13 protein-coding genes are annotated in these 15756 nt (G+C 49.3%); 12 read left to right on the top strand and 1 reads right to left on the bottom strand.

What is annotated here, in order from left to right; translation table 11 throughout:
- The 5 genes from rapA to VIN66_RS14945 form a co-directional block, all read left to right on the top strand.
- Positions 1-2792 (top strand): RNA polymerase-associated protein RapA (gene rapA, locus VIN66_RS14965; protein WP_331924728.1); only part of this gene is annotated, 2792 nt, incomplete at its 5' end.
- A 2-nt stretch (positions 2793-2794) separates the two neighbouring features.
- Positions 2795-3448 carry a pseudouridine synthase gene (locus VIN66_RS14960; protein ID WP_331924727.1) on the top strand — a complete coding sequence of 218 codons (654 nt, stop codon included), beginning with the start codon at positions 2795-2797 and terminating at the stop codon, positions 3446-3448.
- Between the two features lie 162 nt (positions 3449-3610).
- On the top strand, positions 3611-4705 hold the full coding sequence (locus VIN66_RS14955) for an OmpA family protein (protein ID WP_331924726.1): 1095 nt from the start codon (positions 3611-3613) through the stop codon (positions 4703-4705).
- 209 nt (positions 4706-4914) lie between these two features.
- Positions 4915-5253, top strand: a complete 339-nt coding sequence (locus VIN66_RS14950; protein WP_331924725.1) for a hypothetical protein — start codon at positions 4915-4917, stop codon at positions 5251-5253.
- Positions 5254-5306: 53 nt separating this feature from the next.
- Positions 5307-6083, top strand: coding sequence for a DUF3530 family protein (locus VIN66_RS14945; RefSeq protein WP_331924724.1), 777 nt, complete (start codon positions 5307-5309; stop codon positions 6081-6083).
- A 1-nt stretch (position 6084) separates the two neighbouring features.
- On the opposite strand, the gene djlA is transcribed toward VIN66_RS14945, so the two are convergent.
- Positions 6085-6894 (bottom strand): co-chaperone DjlA, encoded by an 810-nt coding sequence (djlA, locus tag VIN66_RS14940; RefSeq protein WP_331924723.1) that lies wholly within the window; start codon positions 6892-6894, stop codon positions 6085-6087.
- A gap of 168 nt (positions 6895-7062) precedes the next feature.
- Between djlA and lptD the strand changes: the two genes are divergently transcribed.
- The 7 genes from lptD to VIN66_RS14905 all read left to right on the top strand — a co-directional run bounded on the left by lptD (position 7063) and on the right by VIN66_RS14905 (position 15709).
- Positions 7063-9324: an LPS assembly protein LptD gene (lptD, locus tag VIN66_RS14935; RefSeq protein ID WP_331924722.1), complete on the top strand. Its 2262-nt coding sequence runs from the start codon at positions 7063-7065 to the stop codon at positions 9322-9324.
- Positions 9325-9335: 11 nt separating this feature from the next.
- Positions 9336-10625 carry a peptidylprolyl isomerase SurA gene (gene surA, locus VIN66_RS14930; RefSeq protein WP_331924721.1) on the top strand — a complete coding sequence of 430 codons (1290 nt, stop codon included), beginning with the start codon at positions 9336-9338 and terminating at the stop codon, positions 10623-10625.
- The gene (gene pdxA, locus VIN66_RS14925) at positions 10626-11621 is read left to right on the top strand and encodes a 4-hydroxythreonine-4-phosphate dehydrogenase PdxA (protein WP_331924720.1); all 996 of its coding nucleotides are present in this window, start codon (positions 10626-10628) and stop codon (positions 11619-11621) included.
- On the top strand, positions 11614-12426 hold the full coding sequence (gene rsmA / locus VIN66_RS14920; RefSeq protein ID WP_331924719.1) for a 16S rRNA (adenine(1518)-N(6)/adenine(1519)-N(6))-dimethyltransferase RsmA: 813 nt from the start codon (positions 11614-11616) through the stop codon (positions 12424-12426). Before pdxA ends, rsmA begins: the two co-directional genes overlap by 8 nt.
- Entirely contained in the window at positions 12423-12800 is a 378-nt protein-coding gene (gene apaG, locus VIN66_RS14915) for a Co2+/Mg2+ efflux protein ApaG (RefSeq protein WP_331924718.1), read from the top strand. Before rsmA ends, apaG begins: the two co-directional genes overlap by 4 nt.
- Before the next feature lie 2 nt (positions 12801-12802).
- On the top strand, positions 12803-13621 hold the full coding sequence (locus VIN66_RS14910) for a symmetrical bis(5'-nucleosyl)-tetraphosphatase (RefSeq protein ID WP_331924717.1): 819 nt from the start codon (positions 12803-12805) through the stop codon (positions 13619-13621).
- Between the two features lie 75 nt (positions 13622-13696).
- Positions 13697-15709, top strand: coding sequence for a methyl-accepting chemotaxis protein (locus tag VIN66_RS14905; protein ID WP_331924716.1), 2013 nt, complete (start codon positions 13697-13699; stop codon positions 15707-15709).
- Positions 15710-15756 lie beyond the last annotated feature (47 nt).

The raw sequence follows: 15756 nt of genomic DNA, 5'->3' as shown, positions 1-15756 counted from the left end.
CCCGCCTCTATGCGCAGGCAGAGGCACCGTTGACCAGGGTGCAATTTAACGTCGGCGATGAAGTTGCCAGTGCTGATGGTTTTAAACTGCTGATTAGCGCCATAAAAACCCAGCATGACACCTTAGTGTATTGCGGTACCCGGCTGGATGACGACAGCTATATCGAGCTGCGGGAAACCTTTTTAGATCACTTTATCAGTTTCAATCAGCCACAGGATCGTTTGTTTGCCGGCCAGATAGACCGCTTTGACTGGTTTACCCTGCGTTATCAGGCTTGGCAACATCTGCACGAGCAACAGCAAAACCCATTACGTGGTTTGTCAGGCCCGCGGGTGAGCTTAATTCCGCATCAGCTGCACATTGCCAACGAAGTCGCAAAACGGCACGCGCCAAGGGTACTGCTGGCCGATGAAGTGGGTCTTGGCAAAACCATTGAGGCCGGCTTTATTATTCATCAACAGCTGATAAGTGGCTTAGCCAGCCGGGTGCTGATTGTTGTGCCTGAATCTCTGCAGCACCAGTGGCTGGTAGAAATGCTGCGCCGCTTTAATCTGCATTTCTCAGTATTTGATCAGGAGCGTTGCGAACAATCATTACTGGACAACGCCAACCCGTTCGAAACCGAGCAGTTGGTGTTGTCCAGCCTGACGTTCTTGAAAAACCATCCGCGCTGGCATGAATTAGCGGTCGGCACGCACTGGGACTTACTGGTGGTAGATGAAGCACACCATTTACAGTGGAATGAACAAACCCCAAGTGAAGAATATCAGCGTGTAAGCGAGCTCTCTGCTAACACGGCAGGTGTCATTCTGCTGACGGCCACCCCGGATCAGTTGGGTCACGAAAGCCATTTCGCCCGGTTAAAACTGCTGGACCCGGCCCGTTTTCATAGCTATCAGGAATTTCTTAAAGAAGAGCAGAGTTATCAGCATATTGCCGCAATTGCGAAACCTTTACTCGAGCAGCGCCCGCTGACTGCCGAAGAAGCCCAGGCACTGCGTCAGGCATTGAGCGAAACCGATATCAGCAGTGAACTGGCACAGTTGAGCGATGCGTCAGCAACAAGCGAGCATGCGGTGCTACGCCAACATCTGCTGTCACTATTACTGGACCGCCATGGTACCGGCCGGATCCTGTTTCGCAACAGCCGCGCCAGTGTTAAAGGTTTTCCTAAACGTCACGCTCATCTGACAGCGCTGGCTCTGCCGGAACAGTACCACAATGCGCTGAAAGTGTATTTTAGCCTGAACCCTGCCCTGACAGAGGCTGAGCGGATCAGTGCCAACTTATTCCCTGAACAGGTATTTCAACAACTGGGCGCGAATAATGACTGGTGGCAATTCGATCCACGGGTTGACCATCTGTTGCACCTGCTGAAACAACACAAGCACGAAAAGTTCTTGCTGATTTGTGCCCGCGCAGAAACGGCTATTGCGCTGGAAGAAGCGGTACGGGTGCGTGAAGGTGTGCGGGCCGCCGTGTTCCACGAAGGCATGAGCATACTGGAACGGGATAAAGCAGCAGCCTATTTTGCGCAGGAAGATTACAGCGCCCAGCTACTGCTGTGTTCCGAAATAGGCAGTGAAGGCCGCAATTTCCAGTTTGCTCATCATCTGGTGTTGTTCGATCTGCCGCTGAACCCGGATCTGTTGGAGCAGCGTATTGGCAGGCTTGATCGGATTGGTCAGCGTGACGAAATTCATATTCATTTACCTCATTTTGCTGACCACAGTCAGCAAGTGCTGCTCAGCTGGTATCATCAGGGGCTTAACGCACTGGAGCATACCTGCCAGACCGGCCGCACTGTGTATGAACATTTCGCCGCCGATTTATTACCACTACTGGCGCAAACCACAACGGATGCAACTGCACTGGCCCAACTGCTTAAAGCCACCCGGGAGCTGAACGAAAGCCTGAAACTGAAACTGGAGCAAGGCCGTGACCAGTTGCTGGAAATAAACTCTGGTGGTGGTAATGTCGCCAAACAACTGGCAGCGCAGTTGGAACAGCAAGACAACGGCACAGCTTTGCCAATGCTGATGTTAAAAGCCTGGGATATGCTCGGGATCAATCAGGAAGATCGCAGCGATACCAGCATTATCCTGACTCAGTCTGAGCATATGCATTGCAGCAGCTATCCGGGTTTAAGCGATGAGGGGGTTACCGTGACCTTTGATCGTGCTACCGCACTGGCAGAAGAAGACATTCAGCTATTAACCTGGGATCATCCGATGGTGCGGGGCACTTTGGACATTCTGACCAATGAGCCACATGGCAGCAGCTCCGTAGCCATATTAGCCAATAAAGCTTTACCTGCCGGCAGTTACCTGCTTGAACTGAACTTTATTGCTGAAGCCAGCGCTCCGCCAGTACTGCAGTTGAGCCGTTACCTGCCTGCCACACCTGTGCGTTTACTGCTGGATAAAAACGGCAATAACCTGTCAGCCAATGTCAGTTTTGACCAGCTGAATAAGCAGCTCAAACCTATTGGCCGCCAGACAGGCAGTAAATTGGCCAGCGCCCTGCAAAATCTGGTACATCCGCTGATCGCCAAAGCCACGTCGCAGGCTGAGACAGAGCTGGAACGCATCATAGCGAATGCCCAAAAACGCGCTGCCGACAGCCTTAGTGCGCAGCAGGAGCGATTGGTGGCCCTGCGTAAATTTAATCCTTCTGTACGGCAGGAAGAGATAGATATGCTGAACACGCAGCAGCAACAACTGACAGAGTTTATCGGCAAGGCTCGATTAAAACTGGACGCGATACGGTTGATTGTTGTGAGCCATGACTAACGATGTTGCTTAGTTATACCCCACCGCAGTCACCCTATCTGGATATTTTGTATCAGGATGATGCTGTAGTGGTGTTTAATAAGCCCAGTGGTTTACTCACGGTGCCGGGGAAGGCGCCGGAACATAAAGACAGCCTGGAATACCGGGCTCGTCTGGTCTGGCCGGGTGTGCGTGTTGTGCACCGGTTGGACATGGCAACCTCAGGGATTGTGGTGATGGCACTGAATGCCGATAGCCAGCGCGAGCTTAACCGGCAATTCCAACAGCGGGAAACAAAAAAGCATTATATTGCCAACGTTGCCGGACTCGTCAGTGCTGACACCGGCAGCATCGACCTGCCATTAATTTGTGATTGGCCGAACCGGCCAAAGCAGAAAGTGTGTTACCAATATGGCAAAGCGTCCCTAACCCATTATCAGGTACTGCAACGTAGCGCTGATCACAGCAGACTAAAACTGACGCCCATTACAGGGAGGTCTCATCAGCTAAGAGTGCATTTGCAATGGCTTGGACACCCGATTTTGGGCGACAAGTTTTATGCCGCTGAGGCAGCCTTTCTTGCCGCCCCACGTTTATTGTTGCATGCAGAAAGGCTAGAGTTCCGACATCCCGACACCGCGCTGCCGATTGTGTGTTTTGCTTCCTGCCCGTTTTAATCAGAATAAAATCATTATTATATTAACCCAAGGTTCATGTTAGTCAGATAACATCTATCACATAGTGTTGCTAACTGATTCAGAACTACTATTTTTTATATTAAGTTCAAATAATTTTAAATGATCTACATTTAATACTCAGGTGAGTTTAAGGAGAAATGGATGAAACTTAACAAAACATTTTTAGCAGTAGCAGCCGCATTCCCATTACTTAGCAGCGCAGTAATGGCGGACACTGTTAGTTCAGCTGATTTAAAAGAACGTGTGTTTGGTTCTTTGTTCGGTGAATACTATATGCCGGACACAGATAAAACAGAGTCCGCTGAATGGAATTATATGGAGAAAGATTGGGGCTATGGTGTTGAACTGGGCTATTACCTGACAGAACAATGGGCCTTACGTCTTGAATTCGCCAAACTGGATCTGCAGTCAAAACTGGATGGCTCTGATGCTGACGGCAATCGTATCGGTCTTGATGCCATGTATCATATATCACAGCTACCATCAGTTTATCTGGTAGGTGGTTTAAAACGCTTTGATGCCGTGCAGGATACCACTGCCTTTAATGTTGGTATCGGCTATAAACATTTCTTCAATCAGAATTTCGCCTTATTTGCTGAAGCTAACCGCTACCAGGGTATTGATGAAACTTACGCCGATGCCGGTGTTAAAGTTGGTCTGACCTATGTGTTCGGCTCAGCGACAGCTGCGCCTGCACCAAAACCGGCTCCGGCGCCAGCCCCGGTTGCCCAAACTCCGGTTCAGCCGGTAGCTCCGGCGGACACTGATGCCGATGGCGTAACGGATAACGCAGACAAATGTGCCAACACACCGGCAAACCATAAGGTTGATGCTACCGGCTGCACGGTTTATGAAGAGAAAATGGCCTCAGTGGGTGATATTGATATAGAAGTTCGCTTCCCATTCGATTCAGCCACCATTCCGGCAGATAAAATATCTGATGTTGAAGGCTTAGGTGCGTTTATGCAGCGCTTCCCGGAGTCTACAGTGCTGATTGAAGGTCACGCGTCTAACATCGGTAACCCGGATTACAACATGCGCTTATCTGAGCGCCGCGCTAACTCTGTAGCAGATATGCTGAAGAAAGATTTTAATATCGCTTCATCGCGCATTACTGCTATCGGTTACGGTGTAACCCGGCCACGTGTAGAAGGCAACACCCGCGAAGCACATCGTGCTAACCAGCGTATTGAAGCGAAAGTCACCGCGAAGATTAAAGAGCCGGTGCTGCGCTAAGCTTAATAGGTTGTCCTTTGTTAAAAAAAGTCGCTGTTTATCAGCGGCTTTTTCTTTTTTCGCTGCACAAGTGATATTTTCTGCTGCACCATTGAAATAAGCTGTGCTAGCATGCCTGACCGATGCGCGGATATTTGCCATCTTCTGTATTAAACACCTGTTAGGCAGTCATAGGGACAACGCATTAGTTTAACAGGGCGGAGTGTACTATGTATAAATCACTTAGCCTGTTTGGCATCGCAGCGCTGCTTTGCAGTTATACCGTCGCAGCACAACAACCCGCTTTAGTTTCACTTAGTGCTAACTCGCATGTCTGCAACACCGAAGCTGAGATTGCCCGCTTGGCTCAGAATGAGCAGCTGCAGGAAATGGCCAGAGCACTGGTCGAAATTAAACCCACCAAATACTGTTTTATCCTGCCGCATGCTCCCAGTGTCGCCAAACTGGATCACCAGGCAGGCTACATTAAGTTTAATTACAAATCGCAGATCTTATATACATTTCATAAATATGTCGTTGCCACCACTGTCGCGGCCAATAATCCTTAAAGCTCTGCCGGTAGCCGCCGATATCTGACTAACGGTCTTTTAAAGGTTTGGTTATGCGGCACAGCTTTGTCAGCAGCACTGTTTTATTCATTATTCTGCTGTGGGCGTTTACAATAAACGCCTCAACATCGGTTGAGCAAAACGCCAGTGCGGATTTACTGCGCCAGTTGCCCGCCGATGAAATTCTGCAGCTGACAGCACAGCAGCAGGAATTTATGCTGCTGCAGCGTGAGAACATGACCAGCTACACCAAAGGTACTGTCATCTTATTGCCTGATGCGAGCGAGCACCCAGCAAGCCCAAAATATATTAACCTGTTGCGTCAGCAACTCACCGATTACGGCTGGTATACCTTAGCACTGATGCCGCCTTCACTGCCTGTTGAACTGACTGCTGACACGCTGCAACAGTATCAGCAAAGCCTGCGCGAACGTGTAACGGCTGCTCAGCAACAAGCTCAGCAGCACAGTGGTGTAACCATTGTGATAGCCCAGGGCAGCAGTGCAGCATTATTGAACCAACTGTATGCCAATGAACAGCTAACTGAACCGGCGGCTTTTATCATGCTGGGAGCTTACCTGCCTGAGCTAAGGCTAAATCAGGATTTTGCTAAAGCATTAGCGACACACCAGGTACCAACACTGGATATCAGTACTGGTCAGGACAATCGAATGGTCATCAGTCAGTTGCGTTACAGAAAACAACTGGCTAACAAGCATCTGAAGGCTGTTTACCGCCAGCGCCTGATAAATGGTTCAGGTTATAATACGGATACCCAGCAATGGGTTTTTCAGGAGATCTACGGCTGGCTGAGTTCTGTCGGGCTTTAGTTTACGCTTTGCCACTGCGCTGTTGACGCACCAGTTCATAAGCAGCCTGTATATCCTGCGTTCGCTTTTTAGCCACATCTAACATTTCGGTGGGCACCCCTTGTGCCATCAGCTTATCGGGATGGTGCTGTGCCATCAGTTTACGGTAAGCCTTTTTCAACGCCGTATCAGAAACATCCTGGCTCACCCCCAGCAATTGATATGCATCTGCTATGCTGGCTTGCCCGGTACTGTGTCGTTGATTTGACCTTGACGAAAAACGACTTTGCGCCTGATACGCCTGCAGCAACATATCCAGCTGCGCCGAGCTGAAATTCAGATAACCGGCAACCTGCTGTAGCAGTCCATACTGAGCGGTTGTCATATTGCCATTCACGTTGGCGATGCTGAGTTGGATCTCGAGAAACAGCTGCAACACGTCTTTCCGACGCCGGTAAGTATGATAAAACTGCTGCAGTTGCTGACGCAGCGGAAAATTGACCGCTTTGCCATCACGAAAGGCAGCCTGGGCTTCGCGCTGCTGATTACTATCCAGCCCCAGCTGATCCATGAACACACTAGCCTGTTGAATATGGGAAGAGGTGACAACACCTGTTGCTTTTGCAATGTGCCCCATAGTAGCGAAAGTGGTGTAACGGAATAATCCCTGCTCGTCGGCATTATCCCTGAACAAAGCGCTAAAGCCGCCATTTTGCTCAAACTGCAACCTGAAAGCCCGATCAAACCAGTGGCCTATCAAAACGCCAAGCAATAACCCCGGCAGTTTCAACAACGCCAGGCCAAACAGCGCTCCAAGTATTTTACCCCACACAGCGTCACCCTTTATTCGTTTGCACAGTAAACCGATCGCCGCACATTAACTGCGCTGCAGAATACCACCAGCACTATATCGGATTAGCAGGATTTCTAAAATTGATTTATCATAGCGAGTCCGCTGTAAATAAAAGCAATGAAAACAAAAGTAAGGCAAGAGTACTGCATGAAGCATGGGTTAGCTGTGTGTTTTTTTCTTCCGGCTGTCGCAGCCTGCACAATCGCATACGCCGAGGCAGCCCCCGCTGAAGTATGTTATATCCCTGTACAGCAGCCAGCAGCGCTGGCGCATCTGAATGCAACAGACCCAACAATTAGTATTGCATCGGACTCTGTAGCACTTAGCGACAACCAAAATGCGCAATTTAACGGCAATGTGGAAATTAGTTATCGCGATACATTGCTGCTGGCACCACGGGCTTCTTTTAGCAGCATTTCGCAAACCATGACAGCTGACGGCGGCCTGGACTATTTTAACAGTACCTTGCAGGTCAGCGGCAGCCGTTTCAGCGCAGATATGCAGCAAAATAACGCCAGGTTGGATGATGCCAGTTACCGCTTTCTGACCCAGGCCGGCCGGGGTTATGCCGAGCATCTGACCGCATCAGAGCAGCAAGTTTTACTGGACCAGGCACTCTTTACTACCTGCCCGGTCAGCGACAACAGCTGGGCACTGCATGCCAGTGAGATTAATATCGAAGCAGATGAGGGCTGGGGTGAAGCACGCCACGCCATCTTTAAAATTAAAGACTTCCCGGTATTATACCTGCCCTACATCACCTTCCCGGTAAACGAAGAACGCCGCAGCGGTTTATTATTGCCCAAATTTGGCAGCTCGCAGAAGTTGGGCGTTGAATTTGAGCTGCCTTATTACCTGAATCTGGCACCTAATTACGATATGACGCTGACCCCCCGTTACATGAGCAGGCGCGGCGCTCAAATAAAATCAGAGTTTCGTTACCTGACTGAAACGCAGCAGGGCAATCTGCAGTTGGAATATCTGGGGTCAGATAATGAAAAGCCGGACGGGTTCGGCGCACGCTACCTCGGGCACCTGAGCCATCTGAGTGATTTTACTCCCGAGCTGCGCGCCTATGTCGATTTTACTGATGTAAGCGATGATGCATACCTGACTGATCTGGGTTCAGATTATAACAATCAAAGCGATACCCAATTGTTGCGCGAGGCAGCGCTGAGCTATTACGGTGAGCAGGTGCATTCACAACTCAGACTGCAGGGGTTTGAAATCCTCGGTAATTACAATAAAGCGTACAGCGCCTTGCCGGAGCTTAGCCTGTCTGCGGCCAAACCAATTGCTATTTTGCCTTACGTGAACTTTTCCTGGCAGGCGCAGTACGCTCATTTTCGCAATGATGAGGCCAGCATCGACTATGCAGACCGTATGCATGTTGAACCAACCATTACACTGCCTTTTGTCACGCCAGCATTTGAACTGACAGCAGAAGCCAGCATGCTCTACACCTACTACCAGCAAAATGCTGCCGACGACACCTTTGCGGTTGATTCATCCGTTACCCGTACCCTGCCCAAGCTGCGGCTGCATTCGCGGCTGAATTTTGAACGTGAGTATGACTGGTTTGGCGAACCGGCATTACAGACTTTTGAGCCGCAAATTCAGTATCTGTATATTCCCTACCGTGACCAGAGCAATATCGGCCTGTACGATACCACCCGCTTACAGGATGACTATTACGGCTTATTCCGCATTAACCGTTATTCCGGCCTGGACCGGATTAACGAAGCCAATCAGGTCACAGTGGGCTGGACCAGCCGCTTTTATGATAATGTAGACAACGAACTGTTCCGCTTTAGCCTTGGCCAGATCTTCTTTTTGTCAGACCCTACAATACAAGATGACGAAACGGATGATTTGAGCTCTGCAGAGTCAATGCTTGCAGCGGAACTTATTTGGCATTGGTACCGCAAATGGTATTTCAGCTCAGCCGTTCAGTACGATGTCGACAGTGACGAAATCATGAAAAGCAGTGTATCTCTGGATTACCGGGCCAGCGATAAAAGCATGTTTCAGTTGAACCATAGATACAGCCGTGCAGTCTCAGGATTGGAAATTCAGCAGCTCGGCGTGCTCGGCACCATGCCTGTCAGCGATAACTGGCAGTTAGTAGGCAGTTACTATCGTGATCTGACAAATCATCGTATGATAGACGCCAGCATAGGCATGCAATATGAATCTTGTTGCTGGGCAGTCCGAATAATAGCAAAACGTCAGATCCTAACCGATCTTGAGTTGCCAATAGGTAATGTTACCCAAGCCAGCCAGCTGGACAGTAGCATTGGTATACAATTTGTTCTCAAAGGCTTTGGCGACAGCGCCGGTTTCGGCGTAACCGATATGCTATCAAACGGCATTTTCAGCTACCGCCGGCCATACTTACTAACTAATTGATGTAGGAATTTATGAAGTTATCACAACTTATCTCTGCAGCACTGCTGTGCTGTGTCGGCTTCGGCAGTAATGCTGCTGAACGTGAAATAGACAGCGTTGCGGTCATAGTGGATAACAGTGTAGTACTAGAAAGTGATGTTACCGATATCGTAGAACGGGTTAAACGCAACGCCCAGGCACAAGGTCAGACATTACCCTCTGATGCAGCACTGCGCACCCAGGCGACTGAGCGGTTAATTCTTACTAATCTGCAGCTGCAATTGGCCCAGCGTATGGGTATGCAAATCAGCGACGCGCAGCTCGATGATACTATCCGTAACATTGCTCAGGACGAAAAGTTGTCACTGGAAGCATTCCGCCAGCAAGTTATTGCGGAAGAAGGTAATTATGAGCGTTTTCGTGAACGGTTACGTGATGAAATGATTACCGGCGAAGTCGTCCGGGCCAACGTACAGCGCCGCATCTATATCAGCCCGCAGGAAATCGACAGCGTGCTTAAGATGATGGAGGAACAAGGCGCCAGCAACGAACAGTACAATATTGGCCACATTTTGATTGCAATACCCAGCCAGGCCAGTGCTGACGACATTAACGACGCGAAAGACCGTGCAGATAAAGTTATGCAGCTGCTACGTGACGGCAGTGATTTCAAACGCATCGCTATAGCATCATCATCCGGTGCTAATGCGTTGGAGGGTGGTGATTTAGGCTGGATGAACATCAACGAGATGCCGACACTGTTTTCAGAAGCCATCCGCGGCCGGAAAAAAACTGACATCGTGGGGCCACTGCGCTCAGGTGCCGGCTTTCACATTCTGACTATTTTTGACATTCGCGGTGAAAACGTTGCAGCAATTAATGAAGTGAAATCGCGCCATATTCTGATTAAACCGTCAATCATTCTAAGTGAAGAACGTGCCCGTACTATGCTGGCCGACTTTGCCGCCAAAGTTCGGGCCGGAGAGGCGGATTTCGCTGAATTGGCTAAACAACATTCTGAAGATCCGGGCTCGAAGCTCAATGGTGGCGATCTGGGCTGGAGTGAACCCACAGTGTTCGTACCGGCATTTCGCGATACTCTGAACAGATTACAGATTAATGAAATCAGCGAGCCGTTCCGCACTGAACATGGCTGGCACATTGCACAGGTACTGGATAAGCGCACTGTTGATGCAACAGCTGATAAAAAGCGTGAACAGGTTTACCGGATGATCTTCAACCGGCGCTACAACGAAGAAGCCAGTAACTTCCTGCGTGAGCTGCGTTCCGAAGCACATATTGAAGTACTGGCGGAGAACTAAATGACGCTGCGTATTGGTATTACTCCGGGAGAGCCTGCTGGCATCGGCCCGGATCTGGTTATAAAGCTGGCTCAGCAAGACTGGCCCGCTGAACTGGTGGTTTGTGCCAATGCATCTTTGCTCAAAGAGCGTGCAGCGCAGTTACAGCTTCCACTGCAGTTACTGCCATACGACGAAACAGCAATTGCCAAGCCCCAGGCAGCGGGCACTGTTACAATAGCTGATTTCCCGTTGGAAGAGGCAGTTATTGCAGGCCAGCTAAATGCTGCTAACAGTAACTATGTGGTCAACACACTTAGCTTTGCTGGCGAGAAATCTATCAGTGGTGAATTTTCCGCTATAGTGACAGGCCCGGTGCACAAAGGCATTATCAATAAAGCGGGTATTCCTTTTAGCGGGCATACAGAGTTCTTCGCCCTGCAGTCTAATACACCTTACGTGGTTATGATGCTTGCCACCGAAGGATTACGTGTAGCGCTGGCTACCACACATATTCCTCTGGCTTATGTCGCAAAAGCGATCACGGCAGAGAGACTGACCAAAGTACTGACTATACTGCATCAGGACTTACAGCAGAAATTCGCCATTGCAAACCCTAAAATTTATGTCTGTGGTTTGAATCCGCATGCGGGTGAAGATGGACATCTTGGCCGCGAGGAGCTGGATATTATTATACCGACGCTGGAACAACTTCGTGCCACTGGCATGCAGTTAGTTGGCCCTTTGCCAGCCGACACCTTGTTCCAGCCTAAATACCTTGATGATGCTGATGCTGTGCTGGCGATGTACCACGATCAGGGTTTGCCTGTCCTGAAACATATGGGATTTGGCCGCTCTGTAAACATCAGCCTTGGTTTGCCACTGATCCGAACCTCTGTTGACCACGGAACAGCGTTGGATCTTGCCGGAACAGGCAAAGCCGACGCCGGCAGCTTATTCCATGCTGTAAATCAAGCTATCTCTTTAGCCTCTAAAACGACGACTTTGCATGACTGACAATGTACATCAGGGCCATCGCGCCCGTAAGCGCTTCGGCCAGAATTTCCTGCACGACCCTCAGGTTATCGGGCGCATAGTTAAAGCTATAGCTCCTAAACCCACTGATGTACTGGTAGAAATAGGTCCGGGGCTTGGTGCGCTGACTGAGCCGGTAGCAGAGGCGGCAGGCCATTTAACCGTCGTTGAGCTCGATAGGGATCTGGCTGAACGCCTGCAACATCACCCTGTGCTGGCAAGTAAGTTGACGATTCATCAGGCTGATGCGATGAAATTTGACTTCACCAGCCTGGTTAAACCGGGCCAGAAACTGAAGGTTTTTGGCAATTTGCCATACAATATTTCCACGCCTTTGCTATTTCATCTGTTTCAATATGCAGATCAGATAGAAAATATGCACTTTATGCTGCAAAAAGAGGTTGTGCAGCGTATGACGGCAACTCATGGTAGCAAAGCGTTTGGCAGGCTTAGCATTATGACTCAGTATTACTGTCATGCCATGCCTGTCGTTGAAGTTGGCCCGGGGGCGTTTAAGCCCGCACCGAAAGTAGACTCTGCAGTCGTTCGTTTACTACCAAAGGCAATTGCTGAGCGAGCCCCAGTGCCGGCGGAAGTCCTGAACAGGGTCTGTCTGGAAGCATTTAATCAGCGGCGCAAAACTATACGTAACTGTTTTAGTAACTTTGCAACAGCAGAACAACTGGAACAACTTGGATTAAATCCAGGGGCACGGCCAGAACAGCTAAGCGTGGAAGATTTTATTAAAGTAGCCCAATGGTTACACCAGCAAGAGTCAACTGCATGACATCGCATTTTAATGTACCGGTTGAAGTAGAAACCTTTTATATCGCTGCACAGTCTGATACTGCAGCACAACGCTATGTCTTCGCTTATACCATTACCATCCGCAACCACAGTGAAGAATCTGTGCAACTGCTGCGGCGCTATTGGTTGATTACCGATGCCAATGGCAAGCAGACAGAAGTTGAAGGTGACGGTGTTGTGGGAGAACAACCAACGCTTGCTCCTGGCAGTAGTTATCGTTACACCAGCGGCGCTGTCTTAGAAACACCGGTTGGCACCATGCAAGGGCACTACGAAATGCTGACAGCGCAACACGAGCGGTTCCACGCTGCTATCCCTCTGTTTCGTCTGGCCATGCCAAATATTCTGAACTGACCATGGCAACTTATGTAATTGGCGATCTGCAGGGTTGCTACGATGCTTTGCAGCGATTGCTTCATCACATTCATTACCAACCGGATAGCGACCAGCTCTGGTTTTGTGGTGACCTGGTCGCGCGTGGGCCCCAGTCTTTAGAGTGTCTGCGCTTTGTTAAAAACCTTGGCTCGTCAGCAGTCACAGTCCTGGGTAATCATGATTTGCATCTTATTGCCTGTTATTACGGTCTGAGTGACGTCAAACCACAAGATTTACTGCAGAATGTCTTCGAAGCGCCTGACCTGGCTGAGTTAGTACATTGGTTATGTCAGCAACCACTGTTACATATCAGCACTGATCAGCGTTTTATGTTAGTTCACGCCGGCCTGGCGCCAGAGTGGTCACTGGACGATGCGATTAGCATGACACAGGATGTGCAGCAACAGCTCAAAGCAGACCCACTACCGCTGCTGCAGGTGATGTACGGTAACAAACCAGACAGGCTAACCGATGCGCTTACCCAGGCTCAGCGCTGGCGCTTCACCATTAATAGCTGTACCAGGATGCGATTCTGCCGGCAGGATGGTTCGCTGGAATTAAAAGAGAAAGGCCATCCGCGAAATCAGACAGAGTTAGTCCCCTGGTATGAATTCTGGCGCGGCAAATTGCAGGCTGAGCTATTTTTTGGCCACTGGGCATCACTGAACGGCTATAGTCCGGTAATCAATATACACGCACTGGATACAGGCTGCGTCTGGGGCAATGCATTATCTGCATATTGTATTGAAACCCAGCAACGATATAGTGTGGCAGGTTTAGCTAGGACACGGTATATTTAGCCAGCTTATCTGAAGTTGTTCCACTTTGCACCTTGGGCTAAGGTGTAAAACTAATGCAAACAATTGGGAGTTATTATGAAGTTAACCGTTGCATTACGGGTTATCGGTGGATTTGGTATTATTTCGCTGCTCCTGTTGATCATTGGTATCACAGCTTATGGCAGCCTGAGCAATATAAGCGAGTCAACTGCCGAAGTTAATCAGATCTCTATACCTGCTTTGGAAAACAGCGCCGCAATGCAAAGTGAGTTTGTCATTATGAGTAAACTCAGTTTGCAGGCTTTTAACGCCGCCTCTTTGCCTGAAATAGAACAACTGCGCAAACAGTTCAGCAATGAGCAGCAAACATACCAGCAGGCTTCTGAACGGCTGATGAACGCGGTTCAGGAAGAAGTGACATTAAAAGCAGCAGCAGGCGAAGTCAATCAGGCGTATAGCAGCTTTATTCCGGTAAGTACAAAATTATTTGAAGAGCTGAAAAACAACCTGACACTGCGCGACACTATAGACAACAAGTTGTCTGAACTGGAAGGCCATGCTGACGACATGGCGTCGTTGATCCTTGATTTTACCGATGTGCGTGATGTGCAGCGACGCTTTCCCCGTTCGTACCAGGCCGCTACCAGTATCGAAACAGGTATCAACACCCTGATTAGCAATGTCGTAGATCTGAATCGCACTTTATCTGATACCACTGCAAATACAATCAGTAATGAAATAGCCTTCCGCCTGAAAGAACTGAACGACCAGTTTGCAGTAATCAAAACAGAAACTGCCGACCAGGTAAGCCTGGTTACTGAACTCGAAGACAAAGTCAGTGCCATTAACGCATCCTTAGATGGCAGCCAGGGCATCCCGGCATTAAAACTTAAACGGCTGCAAAGCAGCGCGGACGCCACAACGCTGCTAGCGTCAGCTGAACAACAGACAGCCAGCGGTATGGCGAGCCTTGCAGGGCTATTAAGCCAGGCCAGCAAAGCAGCCGAGGTCATTCAGCGCGATGCTTCTTCTGGTGTGTCAAATGCCATCACAACGATCTTCATCGTTGTACTGCTGTCGATTATCTTCTCAGTAATCATTGCAACGGTGACGGTTCGTAGCATTGCGATACCGCTGGCTAAAGTAAATCAAATTCTGGGCGTTGTGGCCTCTGGCGATATGACACAGAAACTTGATGACAGCGCTAAAGATGAATTCGGCGAGCTGGCGCGCAACTGCAATAAAGTTATTGCGAACCTACAACAATTGATCCAGGGCATTATCTCTCGCTCAACGCAACTGGCTGCAGCGTCAGAACAGACTTCGGCCATTACAGTGCAAACAACTCAGGCAATTCGCGAGCAGAAGTCACAGGTGACGCAGGCTGCTACCGCAACGACTGAGATGAGCAGCACCGCGCAGGGCGTTCTGCAAAGTTCAAATGATGCAGTAGCGGAAATTAAGAATGCCGACAATGAAGCAGAGCGGGTTAAAGGTATTTCGCTGGAAAACAAAGCGATCATTCTGCAGTTATCACATGAAGTTGAGCAGGCCTCAGTCGTTATCAACAAACTACATAAAGATAGTGCCTCTATCGGCAGCATTCTTGATGTAATCCGCGGTATCGCTGAACAAACTAACCTGCTGGCGCTAAATGCCGCTATCGAAGCAGCCCGAGCCGGTGAACAAGGCCGTGGTTTTGCAGTAGTAGCAGATGAAGTTCGCTCACTGGCCAGTAAAACACAGGCATCAACTCAGGAAATTCAGGCAATGATTCAGGTGCTTCAAAGCGGTGCGCATGCCGCAGTAGAGGCAATGAATAAAGGCCGTAAACAGGCAGAAAACTGTGTAGAGAAAACAGAGGTCGCCACTAAAGCACTGGATTCTATTACGCATGCCGTGCATCTGGCACATGATATGAGTGAACAGATATCAGATGCAGCCAAAGAGCAGAACCAGGTTTCTCATGAAATCAGTAAGTTGCTTGAGTCTATTGTGTCGATCGCAGAAGAAACTGCGTCAGGTGCAGAGCAAACTTCTGAGTCAAGCCATGAAGTCGCTCGTTTGGCAGAAGAGTTACGTGTCTCTGTAGAGCAATTTAAAGTCTAATACCGAGCTAAGATAAATAAAAAACCGCCAACAGGCGGTTTTTTTAT

The organism is Rheinheimera sp. (assembly GCF_036568245.1).
In the GTDB taxonomy this organism is placed as follows: Bacteria; Pseudomonadota; Gammaproteobacteria; order Enterobacterales; family Alteromonadaceae; genus Alishewanella.
The sequence above is the reverse complement of the archived record's forward strand: the minus strand, read 5'-3'. Positions and strand labels throughout refer to the sequence as shown.